This is a genomic window from Streptomyces thermospinosisporus (assembly GCF_039526425.1).
Classification (GTDB): domain Bacteria; phylum Actinomycetota; class Actinomycetes; order Streptomycetales; family Streptomycetaceae; genus Streptomyces; species Streptomyces thermocarboxydovorans.
In genome coordinates, this window is record NZ_BAAAIZ010000042.1 from 24703 (window position 1) to 50616 (window position 25914).

Consider the following 25914-nt stretch of genomic DNA (forward strand, 5'->3'; position numbering starts at 1 on the left):
GCGGGTGCGCCGTGAGACGCCCAGTACTCCTCGACCGGGTCGAGGATCCGCCAGGACTCTTCCACCTCCTGGTGACGAGGGAACAGGTTGGCGTCCCCCAGGAGGACGTCGAGGATGAGCCGTTCGTAGGCCTCGGGGCTGGTCTCGGTGAACGACTCGCCGTAGGCGAAGTCCATCGTCACGTCCCGGATCTCCATGGAGGTGCCCGGCACCTTGGAGCCGAACCGCACCGTCATGCCCTCGTCCGGCTGGACGCGGATCACCAGGGCGTTCTGCCCGAGTTCCTCGGTGGCCGTGGTGTCGAACGGGGAGTGCGGCGCCCGTTGCAGGACGACCGCGATCTCGGTGACCCGGCGGCCCAGCCGCTTGCCGGTGCGCAGATAGAAGGGGACGCCCGCCCAGCGGCGGTTGTCGATGCCCAGCTTGAGCGCGGCGTAGGTGTCGGTCTTGGAGCCCGGGTCGATGCCGTCCTCCTCCAGATAGCCGCGCACCTTGGTGCCGCCCTGCCAGCCGCCGGCGTACTGGCCGCGCACGGTGCAGCGGCCCAGGTCCTCCGGCAGCCGCACCGCCCGGAGCACCTTCAGCTTCTCGGTGAGCAGCGAGCCGGCGTCGAATGCGGCCGGTTCCTCCATTGCGGTGAGGGCGAGCAGCTGGAGGAGGTGGTTCTGGATGACGTCGCGGGCGGCGCCGATGCCGTCGTAGTAGCCGGCCCGGCCGCCGATGCCGATGTCCTCGGCCATGGTGATCTGGACATGATCGACGAAGGAGCGGTTCCAGATCGGCTCGAACATCTGGTTGGCGAAGCGCAGTGCCAGGATGTTCTGGACGGTCTCCTTGCCCAGGTAGTGGTCGATGCGGAAGACCTGCTCCGGGGCGAACACCTCGTGCACGATCGCGTTGAGCTCCTCGGCCGACTTCAGGTCGTGGCCGAACGGCTTCTCGATGACCGCGCGCCGCCAGGAGCCCTCGGCGCTGTCGGTCAGCCCGTGCTTCTTCAGCTGCTGGACGACCTTCGGGAAGAACCTCGGCGGCACCGAGAGATAGAAGGCGTAGTTGCCTCCGGTGCCCTGCGTGCGGTCCAACTCCTCCATGGAGGAGCGCAGTTGCTTGAACGCCGAGTCGTCGTCGAAGTCGCCCGGGATGAAGCGCATGCCCTCGGAGAGCTGATGCCAGACCTCCTCGCGGAAGGGGGTGCGGGCGTTCTCCTTGACCGCGTCGTGCACCTCGTTGGCGAAGTCCTGGTCCTCCCAGTCCCGGCGGGCGAAGCCCACCAGCGCGAAGCCCGGCGGCAGCAGACCCCGGTTGGCCAGGTCGTAGACCGCGGGCATCAGCTTCCGGCGGGAGAGGTCGCCGGTCACCCCGAAGATGACGAGCCCGGACGGGCCCGCGATCCGGGGCAGCCGGCGGTCCGCCGGGTTCCGCAGCGGATTCGACCATCCGGCCGCCGGGGGTGCGGGCGGCGCGCCGCCGTCCCGGCCCGGCTCCTGGGTCGTCTCGTCGGTCATCGGGTGTCAACTCCCCTGTCGTCCAGCGACTTCGTCACCGCCTGGAGCCTGAAGGCACCGCTTGTCCCTTCCCGGCACGATCAGCTCCTCCCATACAGGGTGTCCCGGTATGCCGGATCCTTCACTTCCGGGTTGATCGCCGGACCCTGGCGGGAGTCACTTGTGGCCCGTATGTCTCATATGTTCAGACTCTAGCGCCCGACCGCACCCAGAACCCGCCGGGACCGCGCGTGACCTGCGGCGATGCTCCGTCCGGGCGGCGCGGACCGCTGGCTCGGACCCGCCGGCGCGGGTGAGGGACCGGGTGTGCAGGCAGCCGGGTGTGCATGACAAAGGGGCTCCACCTCGTGGGTGGAGCCCCCTGCCGTCTCCGCCGGGCCGGACGGACGGCCGGCCGGGTCAGTGACCGAAGGTGAACCAGTTGACGTTGACGAAGTCCGCCGGCTGGCCGCTGGTGAAGGTCAGGTACACGTCGTGGGTACCGGTGACGGGGCTGATGTTCGCCGGGATGGTCCGCCAGGACTGCCAGCCGCCCGTGTTGGCCACCGCGAAGCTGCCGATGGGCGCGTTGCCGCGGCTGTCCAGGCGCACCTCGACCAGCCCGCTGACGCCGCTCCCCGCGCCGCTGGCGACCCGCGCCGAGAACTGCCGGGCCGGGGTCGAGCCGAACTTCATGCCCTTGAACTGCAGCCAGTCGCCGTTGGCCAGCGCGCCCACGTTCTGTCCGCCGCCGGAGTCCGAGGTCGTCTCCGTCATCACACCCGACTGGGCGTCGTAGGACTCGGCCTGGATGGTGCCGTAGGCGTCACGGTTGCCGGTGGGCGGGTCGGTGGTGCCGCCACCGCCGGTGGTCAGCACCTGCACATAGTCGACCAGCATGGAGTGGCCGGGCTGGGTGTTCGCGTCCGGGCCGCCGCCGAAGGCGTCGGGGAAGCCGCCGCCCATCGCCACGTTGAGGATGATGTAGAAGCCGTGGTCCGTGGCGTTCGACCAGGTGGTGGCGTCCACCTGGTTCTCCCGGACGGTGTGGAAGCTGTTGCCGTCGAGGTAGAAGCGGATCTCCTCCACACTCGTCGAGCGGTCCCACTCCATCCGGTAGGTGTGGAAGCCGGCCTGACAGGTCGTGCCCTGACAGGTGGTCGAACCGCCGATGCCGCTGGTCTCGTTGCACGGACCGCCCGGCGAGGTGCCGCAGTGCATCGTGGCGAACACGGTGTTCATGCCCTGCGTGTTCTCCATGATGTCCAGCTCGCCGACGGCCGGCCAGTTCCAGTAGTTGCCGCGGTAGGGGGCGCCCAGCATCCAGAACGCCGGCCAGTAGCCCCTGGCCGCCGCGCCGGTGACGTTCGGCACCTGGATGCGGCCCTCGACGCGCATCTTGCCGCCGGCCGGGGGCTGGAAGTCGGTGCGGTTGGTCTCGATGCGGCCCGAGGTCCAGTTGCCGGCGCCGTCGCGGCGGGGGGTGATGCGGAGGTTGCCGTTGCCGTCGAGGGAGACGTTCTCCGTGCTGGAGGTCATCGTCTCGATCTCGCCGGTGCCCCAGTTGGCGGGACCGCCCGGGTAGCCCTTGCCGGTCGCGTACTGCCAGCGGGAGGTGTCCACGCCGCTGCCGGCGGGGCCGTCGAAGTCGTCGGCGAAGACCTGGTTCCAGCCCGACGGGGGAGGCGGCGCGGAGGCGCTGGCGGACGGGGTGGCGTCGGCCGCGGCGGCCGCCGCCAGGCCGAGCGTGCTGACGACGGCGACAAGCGCCCGTCGCACGGACCGGGGTCTGCTGCGAGAGGTGCGGGGGGTGCCGGAGGTGTCACTCATGTGGGGGATGCCTCTCGGGTGGGATGGCCGAATGAGGGGGGTGCCTCGCGGGTGCACTCGCGGCGCGCGGCCGTCCCGGTCGGCCACGCCGTTCTGAGAGCGCTCTCACGGTGTCGTCAATGTGCTCCGTGGTCTCTCGGTCGTCAAGAGGTGTAACCCGGAAACTCCTTGCGGGTCCGGCGAGTTCACCCCGTGAACGCCGCGAATGGGGCAACCCGCCGGATGGGTGCGCCTGTTTCACCGGGTGGTCACCTGCTCGGTGAGCTTGCCTTTGCGGGGTGAGAATGCGGTCGGACCGGGGCGGTCCAGCGCACCAGCCTTCAGGTCGGCCTCGCCGACCCTCTGCCCGAGCACCTCGCCGACGTCCGCGAAGACCTGCTCGCCGCCAACCGCGACGCGGAACAACTGATCAACGCCCTCTTGCTGCCGGCCCGCAGCGACCGCGGCCTGGAGCGGACCGAGCGCGTCGATCTCACCGCCACCGCCCGGCTCGTGACCGCCGAACTCGCCCCGCAGGCGGCGGCGAACGATGTACACGTCGACCTGACCGCCGACGCCCCCCTGGTCGTCGAGGGTGACCCCGTGCCGCTGCGTCACCTGCTGACGAACCTGATCCGCAACGCCATCCAGTACAACCACCCCGGCGGCCACGTCCGCGTACGACTCGACGCCTCCACGATGACGGTGACCAACACCGGCCCTCACATGCCGGCCGAACGGATACCCGACCTGTTCGAACCCTTCCGCCGCCTCGACGGAGACCGCACCGCCACCACCGGTCATGGCCTGGGGCTGTCCATCGCCGCCTCCATCGCCGCGGCCCACCACGCCACCCTGACGGCACACCCCGGCACCGAGGGCGGACTCTCTCTCACCCTGCACTTCCCCTGAGCGCCGGCAGGCGTTCCAGGGATGTCCGGCGTCCGGCCCACTCGCGCGGGGTGCCCCGGCCCGTACCGCCCGCCGGGGAGGCGGCGGCGCGTTAGGGTGCAGGCCAGTGGCGTGAACAGGGCCGGGAGGGTGCGGACGTGCGGCTGGTGATCCTGGGCGGTGGCGGCTTCCGCGTACCACTCGTGTACGGGGCCCTGCTCGACGACCGTGCCGAGGGCAGGGTCACCGAGGTCGTGCTGCACGACGTGGACGCCGGGCGGCTCTCCGCGGTGCGCCGGGTGCTCGCCGAGCAGGCCGCCGGCCGGCCCGACGCCCCCGGCGTCACTGCCACCACCGATCTCGACGAGGCGCTGCGCGGCGCCGACTTCGTCTTCTCCGCGATCCGCGTCGGCGGCCTGGAGGGCCGGGCGCTGGACGAGCGGATCGCGCTGGCCGAGGGGGTCCTCGGCCAGGAGACGGTCGGCGCGGGCGGCATCGCCTACGGTCTGCGCACCGTCCCGGTCGCCGTCGACATCGCCCGGCGGGTGGCCCGGCTCGCCCCCGACGCCTGGGTCATCAACTTCACCAACCCGGCGGGCCTGGTCACCGAGGCCATGTCCCGCCACCTCGGCGACCGGGTCATCGGCATCTGCGACTCGCCCGTCGGCCTCGGCCGCCGTATCGCCCGCGTGCTGGGCGCCGACCCGCGGCAGGCATGGATCGACTACGCCGGCCTCAACCACCTCGGCTGGGTCCGCGCCCTGCGCGTCGGCGGACGCGACCTGCTGCCGCGCCTGCTCGCCGACCGGGAGCTGCTCGGCTCCTTCGAGGAGGGGCGGCTGTTCGGTGCCGAGTGGCTCCAGTCCCTCGGCGCGATCCCCAACGAATACCTGCACTACTACTACTTCAACCGGGAGACCGTCGCCGCCTACCGGAGCGCCGAGCGCACCAGGGGAGCCTTCCTCCAGGACCAGCAGTCCCGCTTCTACGCCGAGATGGCCGACCCGCACGCCCCGGCCCTGGAGCTGTGGAACCGTACCCGCGCCGAGCGCGAGGCCACCTACATGGCCGAGAACCGGGAGGCGGCGGGCGCCGGCGACCGCGACGAGGACGACCTGTCCGGCGGCTACGAGAAGGTGGCCCTCGCCCTGATGCGGGCGATCGCCCGTGACGAGCGCACCACCCTCATCCTGAACGTCCGCAACCGCGGCACCCTCTCCGTCCTGGACGCCGACGCCGTGGTGGAGGTGCCGTGCCTGGTCGACGCGAGCGGCGCGCACCCGGTCACCGTCGACCAGTTGGCGGACGACGCGGCCGGACTGGTGTGCGCGGTCAAGGCGGTCGAGCGGGAGGTGCTGGCCGCCGCCGAGTCGGGCTCCCGCAGCACGGCCGTGAAGGCCTTCGCACTGCATCCCCTCGTCGACTCGGTGAACGTGGCCCGCCGCCTCGTGGACGCCTACACGGCCGCACATCCGGGGCTGGCCTACCTGAAGTAGGGGAGCCGTACGGCCGACGGCGAGGTGTCGGATCATCGGCCGCCGCACGCATCGGGCCGGCCGGTCGCCCCCCGTGACAGCGGCCGACCGACCCGAGCCCCCCGTTCCCCCGTGTTCCCCCTGGCGCTTCCCCCGGCGCCTCGCACTCTTTAGAGCCCCAGGCAGGCCGCCTGATACACCCCCGGCGAAAAAATCTCGGAGGAAATTTCCGGGCGTCGGTGAGGGCAGCGGGCGAGCCCGCTCCGGCTCCGGTCCTGGCCCCGGCGGCGTCGGTCCTCGACTCCTTGGGCGCGGGGGTGCGGGCACGGCATCGGGGTCGGCGCGGACGGCAGGTGGTCCTCACCGGGAGCGCCGGTGCGGCTGGGCGACAGACCGCCGGGCCACCGGAGCGTCGCGACGCGCCACCTGACGACCCGTGACCGGTGCGCCGGGCAGCCTGGGGCGGCGGTGACGACCGAAACTACAGGCGCTCGGGCCCCATGCGACCGGACTCCGGAGCGACCGGGAGCGCGCGGCCCCGCCCCCGGAATCCTGAGCGTGCTCCGCCCCTCGGAGTCCCGGGCGCGGCCCGCCCCCGCAATCCCGCAGAGGCCAGGTGGCGAGCCGTGACCGGGACGGGGGCGGGCCTGCCGCGCCCCCCGAATCCGCAGAGGCCGGGTGGCGGCCGTGACCGGAGCGCCGGGCGCCGCACCGGCGCCGGCGACGGCTGATCCGTGGCCCCAGCCGGCGTGCGCCGCTTGCCGGCCGGACACCGCGCCACCCCCGCCGTCCCGGCGCCCGGCAGGCGGACGGCGTGTTGCCGCCCCGCGCGGGGCGACCGGCGCCCCCGAGGCCCGGCGAGGCCGGGTGCCCCAGCGGGAACTACGCCGGGAAGCGCGACGACGACTGGGACGGGACAGCGGGCAACGGGCTCCGCGGCGACGGAGTTGTCGGAGAGGGCGCCGGGGACGTGGCGCTTGCCGGTGCTGCCAACTCGGAGCCGGGCAGGGGCTGGTCTGTGCGCTGGTGGGGGAGGGTGACCGGGCGGAGCGGGCGGGGACCGGCGACCACCGTGTAGTCCTGGCCGAGGAACGGCGGCGTGATCTCGCCGGGGTCGTCGCCGAGCGCCAGCTGTACGGCGGCCCATGGTGCGTTCACCCCGCACAGCGCCAGCTGGTGCAGGCCGCCCGCCGGGCGCGTGTTGACGTCCATCAGCACCGGCCGGTCGCCCAGCATCCGGAACTGGATGTTGGACAGGTAGTGCAGACCGAAGCCCTCCGCGATCCGCCGGGCGGGCTCCAGCCACTGCTCGTGCAGGGTGAAGCCCCGGCGCCGGCCGTTCTTGGTGCGGCCGATCGCCAGCCGGATCCGGTTGTCCTGCCCGGTGAGGCAGTCCACCGACACCTCCGGCTGCTCAAGGCGCGGCATCACCAGCCAGTCCACCGGCTCCTCTGCGCGCCGCACCGCCTCCAGCACCAGGTCCAGGGGCACTTGCGGGCTCGGGAAGCCGTTGAGCTGCGCCATCGAGAACGGCGCACGGGTGATCACGCGGAAGCCCACGCCGCCCGCGCCGGAGGCGGGCTTGAAGCAGGCGCGGTGTCCCTGAACCTCCAACGCGTCCACCGCCGCCAGCAGTTCGTCCGCCGACCGCACCCGCCACCACGGCGGCACGGGCACCCCGAGCGCCTGGACGGCCTCGTAGGCGATCACCTTGTCCTGGAAGGCGGCCACCGCCTCCGGCGGCGGCGCGAGCAGAGCCGTGCCGACGGCCTCGAACTCGGCGCGGTGCGCCACGACCGCCGCCTGGTGCAGCCGGGGCACGAACACGTCGATGCCGCGGCGCGCGCACTGCGCGAGGGCGTACTCCACGTACGCCGCCGGCGACAGGCCCTCGGGCTCGAGTTCGGCGGTGTCGGCGGCGGCCAGCACGGGGGAGTCTGGGTCGCCGTGCGTGGCGTGGATCTCGACCGCGCGATCGCTGGGATTGCGCCGCAGCTGATCCATGAAGAACACGTTCTCCGCGTACGTACGGTTGAGCCAGACGCGTACGCGAGAGACCATGCAGGCCGCCTTTCATGGTGTGCGGGCAGGGCGCGAAGGCCCGTGCTCGGGCAGGGGGAAGGAAGGGTCACCGAACCGCCCCGTGCGAGGGGCAGGCGAGACGGTGGTGGTGTTGGCCAGATCATAGGGCCTCGGCACCGGCCGGCGTGCAACGCGTGTGTCACGGCTGACCCCGAACGCTCTTGTTCCCCGCCCACCGGATGTGATCTCGTGGAAGTGTTCGAGGGGGCCAGGATCGAGCGGTTACGGGGGGGCGACGAGTGGCGGCGACGGCCGGCGGGGGCGGCGGACAGTTGTGGGCCGTCAGCGACCTGCACATCAGCTACCCGGAGAACCGCGAACTCGTGGAGCGGATGCGCCCCGAGTCGGAGGACGACTGGCTGATCGTCGCGGGCGATGTCGCGGAGACCGCCGACCAGATCCACTGGGCGCTGAAGACGCTCGCCGGCCGCTTCGCCCGGGTCGTGTGGGCGCCCGGCAACCACGAGCTGTGGACCCACCCCAGCGACACCCTCACCCTGCGCGGCGTCGCCCGCTACGAGCACCTCGTGGACCTCTGCCGCGACCTGGGCGTGCTCACCCCCGAGGACCCCTACCCGGTGTGGGACGGCCCCGGCGGCCCGGTCGCCGTCGCGCCGCTGTTCCTGCTGTACGACTACTCGTTCCTGCCGGCCGGCTGCCGCACCAAGGAGGAGGGCCTGGCCTACGCGCACGGCACCGGGGTGGTCTGCAGCGACGAGTACCTGCTGCACTCCGACCCGTATCCGAGCCGGGAGGCCTGGTGCCGGGCACGGGTCGCCGCGACCGAGCGCCGGCTCGAGGAGATGCCGGACGACCTGCCGCTGGTGCTGGTCAATCACTACCCGCTGCACCGGCACCCCACCGAGGTCCTGTGGTACCCCGAGTTCGCCATGTGGTGCGGCACCACACTCACCCGGGACTGGCACCGCCGGTTCCCGGTGCACACCATGGTCTACGGCCACCTTCACATTCCCCGGTCCACCCGGCAGGACGGCGTGCGCTTCGAGGAGGTCTCGGTGGGCTACCCCCGGGAGTGGCGCAAGCGGCCGCAGCCGCCGGGCCGGTTGCGCCGGATCGCACCGAGAGAGGACGAGCGCCGGTGATCGAGGAGCTGCTGCCGCAGAGGGTGGTGGTCGTGGAGGCCCACGGGGACGAGGGCACCGACGCCCCGCTGTTCCCGGAGGAAGAGGCGCTGATGACCAAGGCGGTCGCCAAGCGCCGCCGGGAGTTCACCGCCGTGCGGGCCTGCGCCCGCCGCGCCATGGAGAAGCTCGGCGTGCCCGCGCAGCCGGTGCTGCCGGGGGAGCGCGGTGCCCCCGGCTGGCCGGACGGACTGACGGGCAGCATGACCCACTGCACCGGCTACTGCGCCGCGGCCCTGCTCCGCGCCGGTGACCTCGCCTCGGTGGGCATCGATGCGGAGGTCCACGGGCCGCTGCCCGACGGGGTGCTGGACGCGATAGCCCTGTCGGCGGAGGCGGAACGCGTCGGCCGGCTCGCCGCCGAGCGGCCGGAGGTGCACTGGGACCGGCTGCTGTTCAGCGCCAAGGAGTCGGTGTACAAGGCGTGGTTTCCGCTCACCGGCAAGTGGCTGGACTTCAGCGAGGCCGACATCCAGCTGCACGCCGACCCCGCAGATCCTTCCGATCCTGAGGGCCCCGGTGGACGCGCCGGGGGCACCTTCCGTGCGGAGCTGCTCGTCCCCGGTCCGCTGGTGGGCGGGCGCCGCATCGGCGGCTTCGAGGGGCGCTGGGCCGCGGAAGGGGGCCTGATCGCCACGGCGATCGCCGTGCCGGGCGACTGAACCCGCCGGCCCCGGCGGATCGCCGTGCCGGGCGAGTGAACCGCCGCCCTCCGTCCCGTGGTTCACTCGCGCAGCACCTGACGCTCACGTCACCGCTCGGGGCACCAGTCCCGCAGCATCCGGAAGAACTCCTCCTCGTTGCCGGTCAGTCCGGCGCGGGCCAGCGCGGCCTCCGCCTCCTCCAGCACGGACGGCGGCACCACGGGGGGCCGGGCGGTGCCGGGCGGACCGCTGTGCGTGTCGAAGGTGGCGCGCACGGTGTGCAGCAGCCGCAGATAGGCCTGGACGGCGGTGCGCTCGCGGTCGGTCAGTACGGCGGTGGGCATCGCTCGGCTCTCCCCGTTTCTCGGTCGAAGGTCCGCGCCCCGGCAGGGGCCACGCACCTCCAGCTTGCCGCCCACCACTGACAATCGGCCGTCGTCGCAGGTCGGATCGCCCGTCCGGCGCAGCGATCTTCTCCGCCCGGTGCCCCGGTCGATCGCCTCCCTCAACTCTTGGGCCGAGATGCCCCATCAGCTCTTGGGACCGAGATACCCCAGGGACACCTCGATGCGGCCCGCCAGATGGTCGCGCTGCACGGGGCCGCGGAGCGACGAACCCGCGAGCCAGGTACGGCACTTGCTGGCCAGGAGCAGCCCGAAGGTCTCGGCCTCCTTCTCCTCGGCCTGGTCGAAACGGGTCCGCGCGGCGACCTTCTGGACGGTCGCGCGCAGGGCGTCCTCGTCGTAGCTGTCGTTCAGTAAGCGGGTCGCCACCTCGGCGCCCGCGACATGGTGGCCGTGGTGCCCGGCCGTCATGTGCCACAGCTCATGACCCAGGATCACCAACTGGTGGTCCGGGGCGGTGCGTTCCTCGATCACCACCAGGTCCTGGTCCGCCATGTCGAGCCACAGCCCGCTCGCCGTGCCGGCCGGGAACGCGGCCGTGCGGAACAGCACCGGCCGGCCCCGGCGTCTGCTCATCGCCTCGCACAGCGCGGCGTACAGGTCGGTGGGCCGCGCCGGGACCGGAAGCGTCAGTTCCCCGACCAACTCGCCGCACAGGCGGCGCATCTCCCTGCCGATGCCCACAGTTCTCCCCTGGTCAGGACTCGGGCCGCTGGACGCTCTCCAGGAGCATGTCCAGCCACTCCGCGACCTTGTCGCGGTGCTGGTCGGTGGGCAACTGCGCGGCCCGCCAGGCGATTCCGCGCACCCCGTGGTTCTGCAGCAGCCGCTCCAGCGGGTCGCTCTGCGCCTCCGCGGCTGCCTTCTTCTCGCGGTCCGCGAGCTTCTGCAGCAGGTCCTGTTCGGTCTGCTGGAGCGCGCCCGCCAGGGCCTCCGGGTCCTCGGCGGTGAGGAAGCCCGCGTGCACCCGGAAGAACCGCTGGATGGCGTCGCAGTGCTCCATCGTGGGCCGCCGGTCGCCGTTGATCAGCGCGCCCGCCTGCTGCCGCGACATGCCCGCGCCGTCGGCGATCTCCTGCTGGGTGTACTTGCGCCCGTTCGGCTTCAGCCGGGTGCGGCGCAGCAGATCCAGGCGCTGCACGAACCGGGCCTGCACATCGGGTTCGCCCGCCGGCCGTCCGCTCAGCAGCGCCTTGACCACGGGCTCCGGAACGCCGGAGGCGACGGACAGCCGGCCGATGTCGAAGACCTCGGAATGCGGCACGCCGAGCCGGTCGGCGAGGGCGGTGACGCGGGCGACGACCGCGGACAGCACGGCCATCGGCGCGGTGCCCGGATCCTCGAAGCCCCCACCCGTCACCGACAGATCTCCTATGTCTCTCACAGGCTTCTCACAAGCGTTCGCCGCGAACGTCACGGAGACTAGCCCCAGTGTCGAACTGACATCCAGGTCTCGCCACAACTGTGGCCAATTTCAGCCGTCAACCGGCAGGGAATGCCACGATAGTTGACATGCTTCGCGTCCGGACAGCAGGATCGGGGCGCCGCGTCAGGGCCGCACAGGCAAGAGGGGTGACCTCCCGATGGCACATCAGGCAGGAGGGCAGCGGCCGGCACCGCGGCCCGCCCCGCAGACTCCCGAGGCACAGGCCTACCTGGAGGACTACGCCACGGTCCTCGAGGCCGTCTCCTTCCCTTCCCTCGTCGTGGACCACCGCTGGGACGTGCTGCTCACCAACAGCGCTTTCCGGACACTCTTCCGGGAGGTCGGGCCGCATCCCACGGCCATGCCCGACGACAACTTCCTGCGCTTCGTCCTCTTCCACCCGGACGCCGCGACCGTGCTCGGCGACCACGAGTCCAGCTGGTGCCTGCCGATGCTGGCCCACTTCGCGCAGACCGCCGAGCGCTACGGCCACGACCACGAACTCCAGTCCATCCGCCGCGACATCGCCCAGGACCCCATCATGGAGGCCGCCTACCGGCACGGCCTGCCGCACTGGCTGCGCGTCGTCGGCGAGCGGGCCGCCGAACACGACGGCGCCGTACGCCCGTTGCGCCACCCGGACCCCCGCTGGGGAACCACCGAATGCCGCATCGTCGCCGAGACCACCGGCACCCTGAAGGAACTCGGCTGCACCCGGCTCACCCTGGTGCTGCGCGAGGCGCGCCGCGCCCCGGCGAGGCCCCGCAGGTCCCGCCGCGCGGTCTCCCACCTGCGCGTCGTCCCCGCGGCGGACTGAGCACGGGAAGACCGAGCACGAGAAGACCGAACGCGGAAAGACCGAGCACGGGAAGACCGAACGCGGTAAGTCGGAACACGGGAACAGGAACAGGGGTATACGGCCGGCTCCGCGCCGCGTCGTTCCCGCCCTCTTCTGCCGTAGTGTGCTGTGTGACATAGTACTGGCGTGAGCGAGTCGCTGACCTGCGATGTCGTGGTAGTGGGCGCCGGGATGACGGGCGCCGCCTGTGCGCTGTACGCGGCTCGCGCGGGGCTCGACGTGATCGTCGTGGACCGGGGCCAGGTCGCCGGCGGCACCACCGGAGCGGGCGAGGGCAACCTTCTCGTCTCCGACAAGACCCCCGGCCCCGAACTCGACCTGGCGCTGCTGTCGCTGCGACTGTGGGGGGAGCTCGCCGAGGAGCTGGGCAAGGAGATCGAGTACGACCCCAAGGGCGGACTCGTCGTCGCCGAGATGCCGGAGGCGCTGGACTCGCTCGAGCGGCTGGCCGCCGGGCAGCGCGCCGCCGGAGTCCGGGCCGAGCCCGTGACCGCCGACCGCCTCACCGACCTCGAACCGCACCTCGCCCCAGGTCTGGCGGGAGGCGTCCACTACCCCCAGGACGCCCAGGTGATGCCCGCCCTCGCCGCCGCCCACCTGCTGCGCACCTCCGGCGCCCGCCTCCTCACCGGGCACGAGGTCACCCGCGTGCTGCGCGCCCGCGACGGCACCGTGTACGGCGTCCGCACGGACCGGGGTGAACTCCACGCCCCCGCCGTCGTCAACGCGGCCGGCACCTGGGGCGGCGAACTGGCCGCCCGCGCCGGTGTCACCCTGCCCGTGCTGCCCCGGCGCGGCTTCGTCCTCGTCACGGAACCCCTGCCGCCCCGCATCCGGCACAAGGTCTACGCCGCCGGCTATGTGGCCGACGTGGCCAGCGACTCCGCCGCACTGCAGACCTCCCCGGTGGTCGAGGGCACGGCCGCCGGGCCCGTCCTGATCGGCGCCAGCCGGGAACGCGTCGGCTTCGACCGCACCCTCTCCCTCCCGGCGGTACGGGCGCTGGCCGCCGGCGCCACCCGGCTGTTCCCCTTCCTCACCGCCGTCCGGGCGATCCGCACCTACGCCGGCTTCCGCCCGTACCTCCCCGACCACCTCCCCGCCATCGGCCCCGACCCGCGCGCCCCCGGACTGCTGCACGCCTGCGGCCACGAGGGAGCGGGCATCGGTCTTGCGACCGGCACGGGCCACCTGATCGCCCGCGCGCTGACCGGGCACGCGCCCGAGCCCGCGCTCGCGCCCTTCCGCCCCGACCGTTTCCCCGACACCCCTCAACAGGAGGCCCGGCGATGAATCCCCTGGATCTGGCGCGGGCCCGTCCCGGCCCTGCGTTCACCGTCGTCCTCGACGGACGGCACGTCCCGGCGCTGCCCGGGCGGACCGTCGCCGCCGTGCTCTGGGAGGCCGGTGTCACCTCCTGGCGATCGACCCGGGGCGGGGGACGGCCGCGTGGTGTCTTCTGCGGCATCGGCGTCTGCTTCGACTGCCTGGTCACCGTCAACGACCGCCCCAACCAGCGTGCCTGCCTCGTCCCGGCCCGTCCCGGCGACGTCATCCGCACCCAGCGGGGGACCGGGCATGCGGACTGACCTCGCGGTGATCGGCGCCGGACCGGCGGGACTCGCCGGGGCCCTGGCGGCCCATGCGCGAGGCGTGCGTGTCACGCTCGTCGACGCGGCACCGGCACCGGGCGGCCAGTTCTACCGGCAGCCCGCCGCGGACCTGCGCGCCGCGCGCCCGCAGGGGCTGCACCATCAGTGGCGCACCTGGACGCGCCTGCGCGCAGCGCTTGCCGCGAGCACCGTCCGTCTGCTGACGGACCACCACGTGTGGTGCGTGGAGCGGACATCGGACGGCTTCGCCGTCCACGCGCTGCTCGGCCCCGAGCAGGAGCGGTCCGTCGAACTGCACGCCACCGCGCTGCTGCTGGCCACCGGCGGCTACGAGACCGTGCTGCCCTTCCCCGGCTGGACCCTGCCCGGTGTGGTCACGGCGGGCGGGGCGCAGGCCATGCTGAAGGCCGGCCTCGTCGTCCCGGGCCGGACGGCGGTCGTCGCCGGCACCGGTCCGCTGCTGCTGCCGGTGGCGACGGCGCTCGCCGCCGCGGGTGTCTCCGTCGCCGCGGTCGTCGAGTCCACCGATCCCCGGCGCCTTGCGCGGTACGGCAGTTCACTCGCCGGCAAGCTCCCGGAGGCCGCCGGGTACGCCGCCCGGCTGCTGCGGCACCGGGTGCCGTTCCTCGCCCGCCACACCGTGCTCCGCGCCCGCGGCGACGACCGCGTAGACGGAGTCACGGTCGCCGCACTCGACGCACAGGGCCGTGTCAGGCCCCGCACCGAGCGGTTCCTGCCCTGCGACACGCTGGCCGTCAGCCACGGCATGCTGCCGCACACCGACCTCGCCACCACCCTGGGCTGCCGCCTCGAGGGCACCGCCGTGGCCGTGGACGACCAGCAGCGCACCGACGTCCCCGGCGTCTGGGCGGCCGGTGAGGCCACCGGGATCGGCGGCACGCCCCTCGCCCTCGCCGAGGGGCATCTGGCGGGCCGCTCCGTCGCCGCCCAGCTGCACGGCACCCCGTACACACCCGCACCGGCCGCCGTCACGGCACGCGCCCGGCTGCGCAGGGCCGCCGACGCCCTCCGCCGCGCCTGCGCACCGCCCGCCCACTGGACCGACCAGGTCACCGACGACACCGTCGTCTGCCGCTGCGAGGAGGTCACCGCGGGCGAGATCCGCGAGGCCGTCGGGCTGGGCGTCGGGGACCTGCGGAGCGTCAAGCTGCTCACCCGGGCCGGGATGGGCTGGTGCCAGGGCCGGATGTGCTCACCCGCCGTCGCCGGGCTCACCGGCTGCGAACTCACCGCCCCCCGGCGTCCGTTCGCCCAGCCCGTGCCGCTGGGCGTCCTCGCCGCGCAGCACCTCCGGGAACCCCCGCGACCGACGGAACCCACGCCGCCCCCTGCCGAGGAAGGATTTTCATGACTGACCACGACCGCCCCTGGCGCGGCGTCCTCGTTGCCACCGCCCTCCCGCTGAACACCGACCTCTCCGTCGACTACGACCGCTACGCCGAACACTGCGCCTGGCTGGTCGGGAACGGCTGTGACGGCGTCGTACCGAACGGCTCGCTCGGCGAGTACCAGGTGCTCACCGACCAGGAGCGCGCCCGCGTCGTCGAGACGGCCGTGTCCGCCGTCGGCGGGGAGCGGGTGATGCCCGGGGTGGCCGCCTACGGGGCCGCCGAGGCCCGGCGGTGGGCGGAGCAGGCCGGTGAGGCCGGCTGCCGGGCCGTGATGCTGCTGCCGCCCAACGCCTACCGCGCCGACGAGCGTTCCGTCCTCGCCCACTACGCCGAGGTCGCCGGGGCCGGGCTGCCGGTGGTGGCGTACAACAACCCCGTCGACACCAAGGTGGATCTCGTGCCCGAGCTGCTGGCCCGGCTGCACGGCGAGGGACACATCCAGGCGGTGAAGGAGTTCTCCGGGGACGTCCGCCGCGCGTACCGCATCGCCGAGCTCGCGCCCGAGCTCGATCTGCTGGCCGGCGCCGACGACGTCCTGCTGGAACTCGCCGTCGCCGGCGCCAAGGGCTGGGTGGCCGGCTACCCCAACGCGCTGCCGCGCGCCTGCACGGACCTCTACCGGGCGGCCACCAGCGGGGACCTGGACATCGCGCTGCCGCTGTACCGGCAGCTGCATCCGCTGCTGCGCTGGGACTCACGCGTGGAGTTCGTCCAGGCGATCAAGCTGTCCATGGACCTGGCCGGCCGGTACGGCGGTCCCTGCCGCCCGCCGCGCATGCCGCTGCTGCCCGAGCAGGAGGCGGTGGTGCGCGCGGCCACCGAGAAGGCCCTCGCGGCCGGACTGGCGTGAAGGGGGCCGCACCGTGCGCAGCAGACTCGTCCTGCACGCCGTCGACTCGCACACCGAGGGCATGCCCACCCGGGTGATCACCGGCGGCATCGGCAGCGTCCCCGGCGCCACCATGAACGAGCGGCGGCTGTACTTCCGTGAACACCGCGACCAGATCAAGCAGTTGCTGATGAACGAGCCGCGCGGCCACTCCGCGATGAGCGGTGCGGTCCTGCAGCCGCCCACCCGGCCCGACTGCGACTGGGGCGTGATCTACATCGAGGTCTCCGGCTATCTGCCGATGTGCGGGCACGGCACCATCGGCGTGGCGACCGTGCTGGTGGAGACCGGCATGGTCGAGGTCACCGAGCCGGTCACCACGATCCGCCTCGACACGCCCGCCGGGGTCGTGGTGGCCGAGGTGGCCGTCGAGGGCGGCGCGGCCAAGACGGTGACCCTGCGCAATGTGCCGTCCTTCGCCGTCGCCCTCGACCGCGAGGCGACCCTCGCCGACGGCCGCACGGTCACCTACGACCTCGCCTACGGCGGCAACTTCTACGCCATCCTGCCGCTGGACGCCTTCGGCCTGCCCTTCGACCGCTCCCGCAAGGAGGAGATCCTCGCCGCCGGACTGAGCCTGATGGAGGCGATCAACGCCGCCGAGGAGCCCGTCCATCCGGAGGACCCGACCATCCGGGGCTGCCATCACGTCCACCTGTACGCGCCCGGCGCCACCGCCCGTCACTCCCGGCACGCCATGGTGATCCACCCCGGCTGGTTCGACCGCTCCCCGTGCGGCACCGGCACCTGCGCCCGCATGGCCCAGCTGCACGCCCGCGGCGAACTCCCGCTGCACACCGAGTTCGTGAACGAGTCGTTCATCGGCACCCGCTTCACCGGCCGGCTGCTCGGCACCACCGAGGTGGCGGGCCGGCCGGCCGTGCTGCCCAGCTTCACCGGGCGTGCCTGGATCACCGGCACCGCCCAGTACCTGCTGGACCCCGACGACCCCTTCCCGGCAGGGTTCGTGCTGTGAACCGAGAACACCCCGCGCTGCCCCGGCTGGGCGGCCGCAGGCCGAGCTACCGGGAGCGCGTCGCCGAGGCCCTGCGCGCCGCGCTGATCGCCGGTGAGCTGCGCCCCGGAGAGATACATTCCGCCCCCGGTCTCGCCGCCCGCTTCGGAGTCTCCGCCACCCCGGTGCGCGAGGCTCTGCTCGACCTGGCCAAGGAGGGACTGGTCGACACGGTGCCCAACAAGGGTTTCCGGGTCACCGCCGTCTCCGAGCGGCAGCTCGACGAGTACACGCACATACGCTCCCTGATCGAGACACCGACGACGGCTTCACTGGCCAGCACCGCCGACCCGGAGGACCTTCAGGCGCTCCGCCCGGTCGCCGAGGAGATCGTCACCGCCGCAGTCGCCGGTGACCTCATCGCCTACATCGAGGCCGACCTCCGCTTCCACCTCGGGCTGCTCCGGCTCGCCGGGAACCAGCATCTGGTCGAGGTCGTCCGCGATCTGAGGCGCCGCTCGCGGCTGTTCGGGCTGACGGCGCTGGCCGAGCAGGGGCGGCTGAAGGCCTCGGCCGAGGAGCATCTGGAGATCCTGGACGCGCTGCTCGCCCGCGACGAGGACGCCGTACGGGCCGTCATGACCCGGCACCTCGGGCACGTCCGGGGACTGTGGGCGGCCCCGTGACACCCGGCGGCGCGCCGAGGTGCGGCTCGTGATGCCCGGCGGCGCGCCGAGGTGCGGCTCGTGATGCCCGGCGGCGCGCCGAGGTGCGGCTCGTGATGCCCGGCGGCGCGCCGAGGTGCGGCTCGTGATGCCCGGCGGCGCGCACCGCCGAGGTAGTTCACCAGCCCCAGGCCGAACGCCCCCTCCAGCAGCCCGCGGTGGATCTCGGCCTGCTGCGCGCCGACCAGCTCCACCTGGGTCACCGGGTGCGCGGCCCGGAACTCCCGAACGGTCGGGATGACCAGCGGGACGGTGGCCGTGTTGACCGTGCCGAGCCGGACCATACGGCTGATGCGGTGCTGCTCGCCCGCCGCGCCGCGCAGCCGGTCGACCGCGTCCAGCACGCTCATGATGTGCGGCAGCAGCTCGCGGCCCTCGTCGCTGATCTTCGCCCCGGACCGTTTGCGCTCCAGCAGGTCCACACCGAGCTCCCGCTCCAGATTCCGCACGGTCTCACTGAGGGCCGGCTGGGACAGGTGCAGTTCCTCCGCGGCCCGCCGCAGCGAGCCCAGGCGCGTGACGGCGGCGATGTATTCCAGCTGTTCGTTACGCACGCCGAGCAGGCTGCCCCCGGACCCGCACCGCGTTCAAGGGAATCCCTATGACAACCTCGTGAATTACGACTCTCAGCATGTGGAATTGCATCCGGGCATTCTTGACCGGCCGGACTCCCCGCTGCTTTGATCGAGGGCATGAAGCGACCGGACCTCACGCAGCGACGCCACGTCGACCTCGCGCGTGTCTCCAGCTCCTGCTGTCGCTCCCGCGTCTGAGCGCACCCGAGGGAAACCCTCGCACCCGCGCCCGCCCCTTCTTCGCGCATTCCGCCGGCGCCCGTCCGCCGCGGTGAATCCTTTTTCCGGCAGCCGCCGGGACCGGCGTTCCCGCACGCCTGAATACCGGCCCCTGAACACGTTTCCCTGTCACCGCACGCGTCCCTTTTCCCGCGTGCGCATTTCCGCCTGGAGTCCCCATGTCCGTCCCGCCCGCATCCGATCCCCTCCGCTTCGCCTACTGGGTGCCGAACGTCAGCGGCGGCCTGGTCACCAGCACCATCGAGCAGCGCACCGACTGGGGCTACGACTACAACCGCGAACTGGCCGTGCTCGCCGAGAACAACGGCTTCGACTACGTCCTCAGCCAGGTCCGCTACATGGCCGGCTACGGCGCCGAGTACCAGCACGAGTCGACCGGCTTCAGCCTCGCCCTGCTGCTCGCCACCCAGCGGCTGAAGGTCATCGCCGCCGTCCACCCCGGCCTGTGGCACCCGGGCGTCCTCGCCAAGTTCGGCGCCACCGCCGACCACCTCTCCGGTGGCCGCTTCGCCGTCAACGTCGTCAGCGGCTGGTTCAAGGGCGAGTTCACCGCCCTCGGCGAGCCCTGGCTGGAGCACGACGAGCGCTACCGCCGCTCGGAGGAGTTCATCCGCGCCCTGCGGGCCATCTGGACCGAGGACCACGCCGAACTCGCCGGTGACTTCTACCGGTTGCGCGACTTCACGCTCAAGCCCAAGCCGCTCGCCACGCCCGGCCGCCCGCACCCGGAGATCTTCCAGGGCGGCAACTCCACCGCCGCCCGCGCCATGGCCGGCCGCGTCTCCGACTGGTACTTCTCCAACGGCAAGGACTTCGACGGCGTCACCGAGCAGCTCCGCGACGTGCACGCCTCCGCCGCCAGGGCCGGCCGCACACCGCCGAAGTTCGGCCTGAACGGCTTCCTCATCGCCCGCGACACCGAGGCCGAGGCCCGCGAGACGCTGCGGGAGATCGTCGCCAAGGCCGACACCCCGGCCGTGCACGGCTTCCGTGACGCCGTCCAGCAGGCCGGACCCTCCACCGCCGACGGCAAGGGCATGTGGCAGGACTCCACCTTCGAGGACCTGGTCCAGTACAACGACGGCTGCCGCACCGGCCTGATCGGCACCCCCGAGCAGATCGCCGAGCGCATCGTCGCCTGCAAGCGGCTCGGCGTCGGCCTCTTCCCCCTCGGCTTCCTGCACTACCTGGAGGAGGTCGAGTACTTCGGCAAGCGGGTCCTGCCCCTGGTCCGCGAACTGGAGGCCCGGGAGACCGAGTCCGAGCCCGTCCACGCCCGGGCCTGACCGGCCGGCATCCGGCTCCCGGCCGTCCACGCCCGCACCCACCGCCCCACCACGCCCGAGCGCGTCCAATACCCGAGCCTGATCCGCTCGAACCCGCGTCCCGACCGCCTCCGCTGTCCGGAACCATCCCGGGTATCCGGCACGATCCCGAAAGGTCCGCCCATGGCCACCGTCCTGTCCGTCTCCGGAAGTCCCTCCGCCACCTCCCGAACCGCCCGGCTGCTGCGCCGCCTGGACGACCGGCTCAGGGCCCAGGGACACGACGTCATCCCCTTCGACGTCCGCACCCTCCCGCCCGAGGCCCTGCTGCACGCCGACTTCGGCCACCCGGCGATCACCGAGGCCACCGCCCTGTTCGAGCGGGCGGACGGCATCGTGATCGGCACCCCCGTCTACAAGGCCGCCTACTCCGGACTGCTGAAGTCCCTGCTGGACCTGCTGCCCCAGTACGCGCTGGCCGGCAAGACCGTCCTGCCGCTGGCCACCGGCGGCACCACCGCCCATGTGCTGGCCATCGACTACGCCCTGCGCCCCGTGCTGAACTCCATGGGCCCCGCCCACATCACGCCCGGCTGGTTCACCCTCGACAAGGACATCACCGTGGCCGACGACGGCACCCTGACCGTCGCACCGGGAGCCGCCGAGGCCCTGGACCAGGTCACCGACCAGTTCTCGCTGGCGCTCGGCGGCCGGGCGACCCTGCTCGCGGCCACCGGATGAGCGCCGCGGCCGTCCTCACCGGCGACGCCGAGGCCCTCGCCGTCGCCGCCGAACTCGCCGCGGACTTCCGCAAGGGCGCCGCCGAGCGCGACGCCCGGCGGCTGCTGCCGCACGCGGAGGTGGAGCGGCTGTCGCAGTCCGGTCTGCTCGCCGTGACGGTGCCCGCCCGGTACGGCGGCGCCGACGTCAGCCACCAGACACTCGCGGAGATCTTCCGGCTGCTGGCCTCGGCCGACGCCAGCCACGCCCAGATCCCGCAGAGCCACTTCGTGTACATCAATGTGCTGCGCCGTCAGGGAACGGCGCAGCAGCAGGAGTTCTTCTTCGGCGAGGTGCTCGCGGGCAAGCGGTTCGGCAACGCCCAGTCCGAGGCGGGCACCGCCCATGTGCAGGACATCCGTACCCGGCTAGCCCGGCGCCCCGACGCCTCGTACGTCCTCGACGGGGTCAAGCACTACTCCACCGGCGCGCTGTTCGCGCACTGGATCCCGGTGCTCGCCCGCGGCGACGCGGCCCTGGCGCCCGTCCTCAGCGACGACTGGACCGGCCGGATCGTCAGCACCCTCACCCCCGGTATCCTCCGTGACCTCGCCCGGCACTTCGGCGGCCACGGCCCCGACCTGCTGCCCTGCGGCGCCGAGCAGGAGATCGAGGCCATCGGCCGGCTCTGCGAGCAGGGCATCAACGGCGCCGCCCAGCGGGCCGGCGCACACTCCGGCGACCGAGCCGCACGCGACCTCGCCCTCGCCACCCTGCTGCGCGCACTGGACCTGCTGGAGCGCCGCCTCGTCTCCGGCAGGCATCTGCTGGGCGGCGAACTCACCCTCGCCGACGTGCAGGTGTGGGTCACCCTGGTGCACCTGGACACGGTGCACCGCCACCACCTGGACGCCGCCGCCGTGCACCGCGTCACCGAGCACCCCCGGCTGTGGGCGTACGCACGCCGTCTCACGGCCCACCCCGCTTTCGGCTCCCGCCTCGCCCTGGACGCCATCGCCCGCAGGCACCACGCCCACTGCCGCGGCGAGGAGGCCGCGGGCGCCGCGGTGCAGATCGTCGACTGGGCCGCGCACACCCGAGCCCACACCCGGCAGGGGGCACCGGAGCCCGCGTGACAGCCGAGCCGACGGAGCATCACCAAGCCGGAAGCAGGGTCTCCGCGGTTTCATGCGACTGCAATCCTGCCTCCACCAACCGCCGCGCACCGCTGCCCAGCGTTCGGTGACATGACGGACACCCACACCGCCGGCCCCTTCGACGAGCAGTTCCGGTTCCCCGCGGATCTTCTGGAGGCGCGCCCCGGCGCCACCGGCCGCGTCGCCGTCATCGGCGGCGGCATCTCCGGCCTGGCCTGCGCCTACGAACTGGTCCGCAGGGGACTGGAGGTGACGGTGTACGAGCGCTCGGGCCGTCCCGGCGGCCGCATCCGCACACACCGCTTCTGGGACGGCACCCACGGCGAACTCGGCGCGATGCGGCTGCCCTCCAACCACCACACCACGCTGCACTACGTCCGCCACTTCCGGCTGCCCACCCGCACCTTCGTCAACGCCAACCCGGACGCCTACCTGACCTGCGCGGCCGGCGGGTACGCGCCCGCGACGCCCGCCTGCTGTCCCGGCGGTACGGGCTCACCGGCCCCGAGGCCCGGGACCCGCGCCAGTTGCTCAAGGACATGCTGCACGACATCTGGTACGGGCTGCGGCCCGAGCACACCGGCCGCCGCGGCCGTCCTGATCGCCCTCTCACCGTTCTTCACCGCGCTGTTCGCGCGGCTGGCCGGTGAGCGCGCCGCGCTGTCCGCGGCACGAGCCGCGGCGGCCGGGACGGTGGCCTTCGCCGGAGTCGTCCTGGTCGTACTGGGCCGCGAGAGCGGCACCTCCGTCCCCGAGGCCACCCAGTGGCAGGGCCACCTCATGGCTCTGCTCGCCGCCGCGCTGTGGGGCTGGTACCCGGTCGTCACACGGCCGCTGCTGCGGCACCACAGCCCGCTGCGGGTCACGGCCTGGACCTCCGCGGCCGGCACGGCGGTGCTGCTTCCGCTCGCCGCCGTCTCGGGCTTCACCGTGCACGGGACGGTGAGCCGGCCCCTGAGCTGGGCCTCGCTGGCCTACTCCGTGCTGCTGGTGACGGTGGCCGGGCCGGTCCTGTGGTACCGGGCGGTGGGGCAGGCGGGCTCGGCGGCGGTGATGCTGTGGATGGTCGCCGTCCCGGTCGCCGCGGCCCTCTTCGCCGCCCTGACCGGTGAACAGGCCCTCACCTGGCCCCTGACGGCGGGCTCCGCACTGGTCCTGGTGGCGCTGGCACACGCCCAGGGGCTGTCCCTCGGGGCCCTCCGCGCCGCCCGCCGACCCAGCCTCCTCCGCTTCCACCGCAACGCGATCAGCCACACCGACCCTTCCGGCCGCACGGACTCGGCCGGCCGCACCGTTCCCGTCCATCACACAGGAGAGGAACGCACATGAGCCTCACCCTGGCCCAGGCACAGCAGATCGTGCAGGCGGGCATCGACTTCGCCCGCGACGAGAAGCCGGAGCCGCTCACCTTCGCTGTCCTCGATCCGGGCGGCACTCTGGTGACCCTGGCGCGCGAGGACGGCGCCGGCCTGCTGCGGCCGGACATCGCCGTCGCCAAGGCGTGGGGCGTCCTCGGCCTCGGGATCGACAACCGCGAGATCGGCAGGCGGGCCGCCGCCGCACCGGAGTTCTTCACGTCGGTCGCGGCCCTCGCCGGAGGCAGGATCCTGTCGGTGCCGGGCGGCGTGTTCGTCCGGGACGAGCAGGGCCGGCTGCTGGGCGCGGTCGGCGCGACCGGCGACACCTCGCCCAACGACGAGCGCGCGGCGGTCGCCGGCATCCGCGCGGTGGGCCTCGTCCCGGAGACGGGCGCGGACGAGCCGGCGGATTAGCCATCTGCCTGGGGGGTCTCGCGCCCTGGGCTCCGGGGCGGCAGCTTGCCGCTGGGCCCTTTCGACGGCTGTCCAGCCGCCGCCCAACTCCCGTATGGCCGCCGCACGTTCGCACTGCGGCGGCCGCGCACGGAGTCACGAACCGGCGGCCCGCCGATGTTCATCGCGGCGCAATCGCGCCCTTCCCCGGCGTCCGGTTCGCCTGGAACACTCCTTGCGCGCGCACCACACCAGTCCCGGCCGGCCCGAGCTTCCCCCACGGCGAGAGGTCACCCACCCATGCCCGAAGTCAACCGGCGGCGTTTCCTCCGGCTCGCGGGCGCCGCAACGGCGTTCAGTGTGCTGTCGGCCAGCATCGAGCGGGCCGCCGCCCTGCCCGCGGCGTACCGGACCGGTTCCGTCGAGGACGTCGAGCACATCGTCGTCCTGATGCAGGAGAACCGTTCCTTCGACCACTACTTCGGGCGGCTCAGGGGCGTCCGCGGCTTCGGCGACCCGCATCCGGTGGCCTTGCCGAGCGGCAAGCCGGTGTGGCACCAGTCCGACGGCACCAAGGAGGTGCTGCCGTTCCACCCGGGCGCCGACGACCTCGGCATGCGGTTCCTCGAAGGACTCCCGCACGGCTGGCCCGACGGCCAGGCCGCCTACCGCGACGGGCGATACGACGGCTGGCTGCCCGCCAAGGGCACCACCACCATGGCGTACCTGGACCGCGCGGACATCCCGTTCCACTACGCCCTCGCCGACGCCTTCACCGTCTGCGACGCCTACCACTGCTCCTTCATCGGCTCCACCGACCCCAACCGCTACTACATGTGGTCCGGCCACACCGGCAACGACGGCAAGGGCGGCGGCCCGGTCCTCGGCAACGACGAACTCGGCTACGACTGGACCACCTACCCCGAGCGGCTGGAGCAGGCCGGGATCTCCTGGCGGATCTACCAGGACATCGGCGACGGCCTGGATGCCGCCGGACGCTGGGGCTGGATCGACGACGCCTACCGGGGCACCTACGGCGACAACTCCCTGCTGTACTTCCACCAGTACCGCGAGGCGAAGCCCGGCGACCCGCTGTACGACAAGGCCCGCACCGGCACCGACGTGAAGAACGGCGACGGCCTGTTCGACCAGCTGCGGGCCGACGTCCGGGCGGGCCGGCTGCCGCAGGTCTCCTGGATCGTCGCCCCCGAGGCCTTCTCCGAGCACTCCAACTGGCCCTCCAACTACGGCGCCTGGTACATCGCCCAGGTGCTCGACGCGCTCACCTCGGACCCGGAGGTCTGGGCGAGGACCACGCTGTTCATCACCTACGACGAGAACGACGGGTTCTTCGACCACGTGGTGCCGCCGGTGCCCCCGAAGTCCGCGGCGCAGGGCCGCTCGACGGCCGACGTCTCCCTGGACGTCTTCCCCGGCAGCGCCTCGCACCGCGAGGGCTTCTACGGTCTCGGACCGCGCGTGCCGATGCTGGTCGTCTCACCGTGGAGCAAGGGCGGCTATGTCTGCTCCGAGACCTTCGACCACACCTCGATCATCCGGTTCATGGAGTGGCGCTTCGGCGTCGAGGAGCCCAACATCTCGCCCTGGCGCCGCGCCGTCTGCGGCGATCTGACCGCGGCCTTCGACTTCGCCCGCCCGGACAGCCGGCCCGCCGGACTGCCGGACACCGGCGCCTACGAGCCGCCGGACCGCGAGCGCCACCCCGACTACCGCCCGGCACCCCCGGCGGACCCGCGCATGCCCCGGCAGGAGCGCGGCCTGCGCCGGACCCGCCCGCTGAAGTACGCCCCGGCGGTGGACGGCTCCGCAGACACCACGGCCGGCACCTTCACGCTCACCTTCTCCTCCGGCGCCCGGGCCGGGGCGGCCTTCCTGGTCACCTCCGGCAACCGCGCCGACGGCCCCTGGACCTACACCACCGAGGCCGGCAAGACCCTCTCGGACACCTGGAACCCGGCCCACTCGGCCGGCTCCTACGACCTGACCGTGCACGGCCCGAACGGCTTCCTGCGCGTCTTCAAGGGCACGGACACCGCTGCGGGCTGCGAGGTCACCGCCCGCCACACCGGCGACGACATCCGCCTCACCTTCACCAACCGGGCCCCGCACACCGCCCGCCTGCGCCTGACAGACGCCTACCGCGACCGCACCACCACGGTCACCGTCCGCCCCGGCGGCACCGTCCACCGCACCGTCGGCCTGCGCGCGAGCCACCGCTGGTACGACCTGACGGTCACCTCCCCGGCCGACACCGCCTTCCTCCGCCGCTTCGCGGGGCACGTGGAGAACGGCCGGCCGGGGGTGAGCGACCCGGCGGTCATCACGGACTGAGGACTCCGCTCCTCCTGCCGGTCTTGCCGCCTGAACGGGCCGCC

Annotated in this window: 25 protein-coding genes and 1 pseudogene; 18 read left to right on the top strand and 8 right to left on the bottom strand. The window is 73.0% G+C overall.

What is annotated here, in order from left to right; all coding sequences use genetic code 11:
- From zwf to ABD207_RS16265, 3 genes are all read right to left on the bottom strand, one after another.
- Positions 1-1505 (bottom strand): glucose-6-phosphate dehydrogenase (gene zwf / locus ABD207_RS16255; RefSeq protein ID WP_344013658.1); only part of this gene is annotated, 1505 nt, incomplete at its 3' end.
- A 399-nt stretch (positions 1506-1904) separates the two neighbouring features.
- Complete coding sequence (locus ABD207_RS16260; protein WP_344013659.1) at positions 1905-3314, bottom strand: glycoside hydrolase family 16 protein; 1410 nt, start codon at positions 3312-3314, stop codon at positions 1905-1907.
- A 237-nt stretch (positions 3315-3551) separates the two neighbouring features.
- Positions 3552-3719: a hypothetical protein gene (locus ABD207_RS16265; protein ID WP_344013662.1), complete on the bottom strand. Its 168-nt coding sequence runs from the start codon at positions 3717-3719 to the stop codon at positions 3552-3554.
- 15 nt (positions 3720-3734) lie between these two features.
- Here ABD207_RS16265 and ABD207_RS16270 point away from each other — a divergent pair, with 15 nt between their 5' ends.
- Entirely contained in the window at positions 3735-4205 is a 471-nt protein-coding gene (locus ABD207_RS16270; protein WP_344013664.1) for a sensor histidine kinase, read from the top strand.
- A 137-nt stretch (positions 4206-4342) separates the two neighbouring features.
- Positions 4343-5680, top strand: coding sequence for a 6-phospho-beta-glucosidase (locus ABD207_RS16275; protein ID WP_344013666.1), 1338 nt, complete (start codon positions 4343-4345; stop codon positions 5678-5680).
- Between the two features lie 861 nt (positions 5681-6541).
- On the opposite strand, the gene ABD207_RS16280 is transcribed toward ABD207_RS16275, so the two are convergent.
- Entirely contained in the window at positions 6542-7720 is a 1179-nt protein-coding gene (locus ABD207_RS16280; RefSeq protein WP_344013668.1) for an ATP-grasp domain-containing protein, read from the bottom strand.
- 260 nt (positions 7721-7980) lie between these two features.
- Between ABD207_RS16280 and ABD207_RS16285 the strand changes: the two genes are divergently transcribed.
- Both ABD207_RS16285 and ABD207_RS16290 read left to right on the top strand, forming a co-directional pair.
- Positions 7981-8844 carry a metallophosphoesterase family protein gene (locus ABD207_RS16285; RefSeq protein ID WP_344013669.1) on the top strand — a complete coding sequence of 288 codons (864 nt, stop codon included), beginning with the start codon at positions 7981-7983 and terminating at the stop codon, positions 8842-8844.
- The gene (locus ABD207_RS16290) at positions 8841-9545 is read left to right on the top strand and encodes a 4'-phosphopantetheinyl transferase family protein (protein ID WP_344013670.1); all 705 of its coding nucleotides are present in this window, start codon (positions 8841-8843) and stop codon (positions 9543-9545) included. The genes ABD207_RS16285 and ABD207_RS16290 overlap by 4 nt, the downstream gene beginning before the upstream one ends.
- A gap of 89 nt (positions 9546-9634) precedes the next feature.
- Here the strand turns inward: ABD207_RS16290 and ABD207_RS16295 are convergent, their stop codons facing one another.
- The 3 genes from ABD207_RS16295 to ABD207_RS16305 form a co-directional block, all read right to left on the bottom strand.
- Positions 9635-9871: a hypothetical protein gene (locus ABD207_RS16295; RefSeq protein ID WP_344013673.1), complete on the bottom strand. Its 237-nt coding sequence runs from the start codon at positions 9869-9871 to the stop codon at positions 9635-9637.
- A gap of 186 nt (positions 9872-10057) precedes the next feature.
- Positions 10058-10597, bottom strand: a complete 540-nt coding sequence (locus ABD207_RS16300) for a toxin-antitoxin system, toxin component (protein WP_344013757.1) — start codon at positions 10595-10597, stop codon at positions 10058-10060.
- Between the two features lie 31 nt (positions 10598-10628).
- The gene (locus tag ABD207_RS16305) at positions 10629-11252 is read right to left on the bottom strand and encodes a helix-turn-helix domain-containing protein (RefSeq protein ID WP_344013759.1); all 624 of its coding nucleotides are present in this window, start codon (positions 11250-11252) and stop codon (positions 10629-10631) included.
- Between the two features lie 262 nt (positions 11253-11514).
- On the opposite strand from ABD207_RS16305, the gene ABD207_RS16310 reads away from it, so the two are divergent.
- From ABD207_RS16310 to ABD207_RS16340, 7 genes are all read left to right on the top strand, one after another.
- On the top strand, positions 11515-12174 hold the full coding sequence (locus tag ABD207_RS16310; protein WP_344013675.1) for an MmyB family transcriptional regulator: 660 nt from the start codon (positions 11515-11517) through the stop codon (positions 12172-12174).
- Positions 12175-12342: 168 nt separating this feature from the next.
- Positions 12343-13509: an NAD(P)/FAD-dependent oxidoreductase gene (locus tag ABD207_RS16315; RefSeq protein ID WP_344013676.1), complete on the top strand. Its 1167-nt coding sequence runs from the start codon at positions 12343-12345 to the stop codon at positions 13507-13509.
- Complete coding sequence (locus tag ABD207_RS16320; RefSeq protein WP_344013678.1) at positions 13506-13805, top strand: (2Fe-2S)-binding protein; 300 nt, start codon at positions 13506-13508, stop codon at positions 13803-13805. Before ABD207_RS16315 ends, ABD207_RS16320 begins: the two co-directional genes overlap by 4 nt.
- The gene (locus tag ABD207_RS16325; protein WP_344013680.1) at positions 13795-15201 is read left to right on the top strand and encodes an FAD-dependent oxidoreductase; all 1407 of its coding nucleotides are present in this window, start codon (positions 13795-13797) and stop codon (positions 15199-15201) included. The genes ABD207_RS16320 and ABD207_RS16325 overlap by 11 nt, the downstream gene beginning before the upstream one ends.
- Entirely contained in the window at positions 15198-16091 is an 894-nt protein-coding gene (locus ABD207_RS16330) for a dihydrodipicolinate synthase family protein (RefSeq protein ID WP_344013682.1), read from the top strand. The genes ABD207_RS16325 and ABD207_RS16330 overlap by 4 nt, the downstream gene beginning before the upstream one ends.
- A gap of 13 nt (positions 16092-16104) precedes the next feature.
- Positions 16105-17106: a proline racemase family protein gene (locus ABD207_RS16335; protein WP_344013684.1), complete on the top strand. Its 1002-nt coding sequence runs from the start codon at positions 16105-16107 to the stop codon at positions 17104-17106.
- Positions 17103-17771 carry a GntR family transcriptional regulator gene (locus tag ABD207_RS16340; protein ID WP_344013685.1) on the top strand — a complete coding sequence of 223 codons (669 nt, stop codon included), beginning with the start codon at positions 17103-17105 and terminating at the stop codon, positions 17769-17771. Before ABD207_RS16335 ends, ABD207_RS16340 begins: the two co-directional genes overlap by 4 nt.
- Positions 17772-17914: 143 nt before the next feature.
- Here the strand turns inward: ABD207_RS16340 and ABD207_RS16345 are convergent.
- A pseudogene (locus ABD207_RS16345) lies at positions 17915-18364 on the bottom strand (LysR family transcriptional regulator); the annotation flags it as partial.
- 138 nt (positions 18365-18502) lie between these two features.
- Here ABD207_RS16345 and ABD207_RS32135 point away from each other — a divergent pair.
- The 7 genes from ABD207_RS32135 to ABD207_RS16375 all read left to right on the top strand — a co-directional run bounded on the left by ABD207_RS32135 (position 18503) and on the right by ABD207_RS16375 (position 25870).
- Complete coding sequence (locus tag ABD207_RS32135; protein WP_382487002.1) at positions 18503-18583, top strand: putative leader peptide; 81 nt, start codon at positions 18503-18505, stop codon at positions 18581-18583.
- 200 nt (positions 18584-18783) lie between these two features.
- Entirely contained in the window at positions 18784-19911 is a 1128-nt protein-coding gene (sfnG, locus tag ABD207_RS16350; protein ID WP_344013687.1) for a dimethylsulfone monooxygenase SfnG, read from the top strand.
- A gap of 162 nt (positions 19912-20073) precedes the next feature.
- The gene (gene ssuE / locus ABD207_RS16355) at positions 20074-20631 is read left to right on the top strand and encodes an NADPH-dependent FMN reductase (RefSeq protein ID WP_344013688.1); all 558 of its coding nucleotides are present in this window, start codon (positions 20074-20076) and stop codon (positions 20629-20631) included.
- On the top strand, positions 20628-21746 hold the full coding sequence (locus tag ABD207_RS16360) for a glutathione S-transferase C-terminal domain-containing protein (protein WP_344013689.1): 1119 nt from the start codon (positions 20628-20630) through the stop codon (positions 21744-21746). Before ssuE ends, ABD207_RS16360 begins: the two co-directional genes overlap by 4 nt.
- Positions 21747-21857: 111 nt before the next feature.
- Entirely contained in the window at positions 21858-23096 is a 1239-nt protein-coding gene (locus tag ABD207_RS16365; protein ID WP_344013691.1) for an FAD-dependent oxidoreductase, read from the top strand.
- Entirely contained in the window at positions 23093-23539 is a 447-nt protein-coding gene (locus tag ABD207_RS16370; RefSeq protein WP_344013693.1) for a GlcG/HbpS family heme-binding protein, read from the top strand. The genes ABD207_RS16365 and ABD207_RS16370 overlap by 4 nt, the downstream gene beginning before the upstream one ends.
- A 279-nt stretch (positions 23540-23818) precedes the next feature.
- Positions 23819-25870 carry a phosphocholine-specific phospholipase C gene (locus ABD207_RS16375; protein ID WP_344013695.1) on the top strand — a complete coding sequence of 684 codons (2052 nt, stop codon included), beginning with the start codon at positions 23819-23821 and terminating at the stop codon, positions 25868-25870.
- Positions 25871-25914 lie beyond the last annotated feature (44 nt).

Bases quoted from the DNA above. Each gene is read 5' to 3' on its own strand.
- ABD207_RS32135 (WP_382487002.1), top strand. From the start codon at position 18,503: ATGAAGCGACCGGACCTCACGCAGCGACGCCACGTCGACCTCGCGCGT.
- sfnG (WP_344013687.1), top strand. From the start codon at position 18,784: ATGTCCGTCCCGCCCGCATCCGATCCCCTCCGCTTCGCCTACTGGGTG.
- ABD207_RS16360 (WP_344013689.1), top strand. From the start codon at position 20,628: ATGAGCGCCGCGGCCGTCCTCACCGGCGACGCCGAGGCCCTCGCCGTC.
- ABD207_RS16305 (WP_344013759.1), bottom strand. From the start codon at position 11,252: ATGGCCGTGCTGTCCGCGGTCGTCGCCCGCGTCACCGCCCTCGCCGAC.
- ABD207_RS16370 (WP_344013693.1), top strand. From the start codon at position 23,093: ATGAGCCTCACCCTGGCCCAGGCACAGCAGATCGTGCAGGCGGGCATC.
- ABD207_RS16310 (WP_344013675.1), top strand. From the start codon at position 11,515: ATGGCACATCAGGCAGGAGGGCAGCGGCCGGCACCGCGGCCCGCCCCG.
- ABD207_RS16375 (WP_344013695.1), top strand. From the start codon at position 23,819: ATGCCCGAAGTCAACCGGCGGCGTTTCCTCCGGCTCGCGGGCGCCGCA.
- ABD207_RS16365 (WP_344013691.1), top strand. From the start codon at position 21,858: ATGACGGACACCCACACCGCCGGCCCCTTCGACGAGCAGTTCCGGTTC.
- ABD207_RS16330 (WP_344013682.1), top strand. From the start codon at position 15,198: ATGACTGACCACGACCGCCCCTGGCGCGGCGTCCTCGTTGCCACCGCC.
- ssuE (WP_344013688.1), top strand. From the start codon at position 20,074: ATGGCCACCGTCCTGTCCGTCTCCGGAAGTCCCTCCGCCACCTCCCGA.
- ABD207_RS16320 (WP_344013678.1), top strand. From the start codon at position 13,506: ATGAATCCCCTGGATCTGGCGCGGGCCCGTCCCGGCCCTGCGTTCACC.
- ABD207_RS16325 (WP_344013680.1), top strand. From the start codon at position 13,795: ATGCGGACTGACCTCGCGGTGATCGGCGCCGGACCGGCGGGACTCGCC.
- ABD207_RS16295 (WP_344013673.1), bottom strand. From the start codon at position 9,871: ATGCCCACCGCCGTACTGACCGACCGCGAGCGCACCGCCGTCCAGGCC.
- ABD207_RS16300 (WP_344013757.1), bottom strand. From the start codon at position 10,597: ATGCGCCGCCTGTGCGGCGAGTTGGTCGGGGAACTGACGCTTCCGGTC.
- ABD207_RS16260 (WP_344013659.1), bottom strand. From the start codon at position 3,314: ATGAGTGACACCTCCGGCACCCCCCGCACCTCTCGCAGCAGACCCCGG.
- ABD207_RS16280 (WP_344013668.1), bottom strand. From the start codon at position 7,720: ATGGTCTCTCGCGTACGCGTCTGGCTCAACCGTACGTACGCGGAGAAC.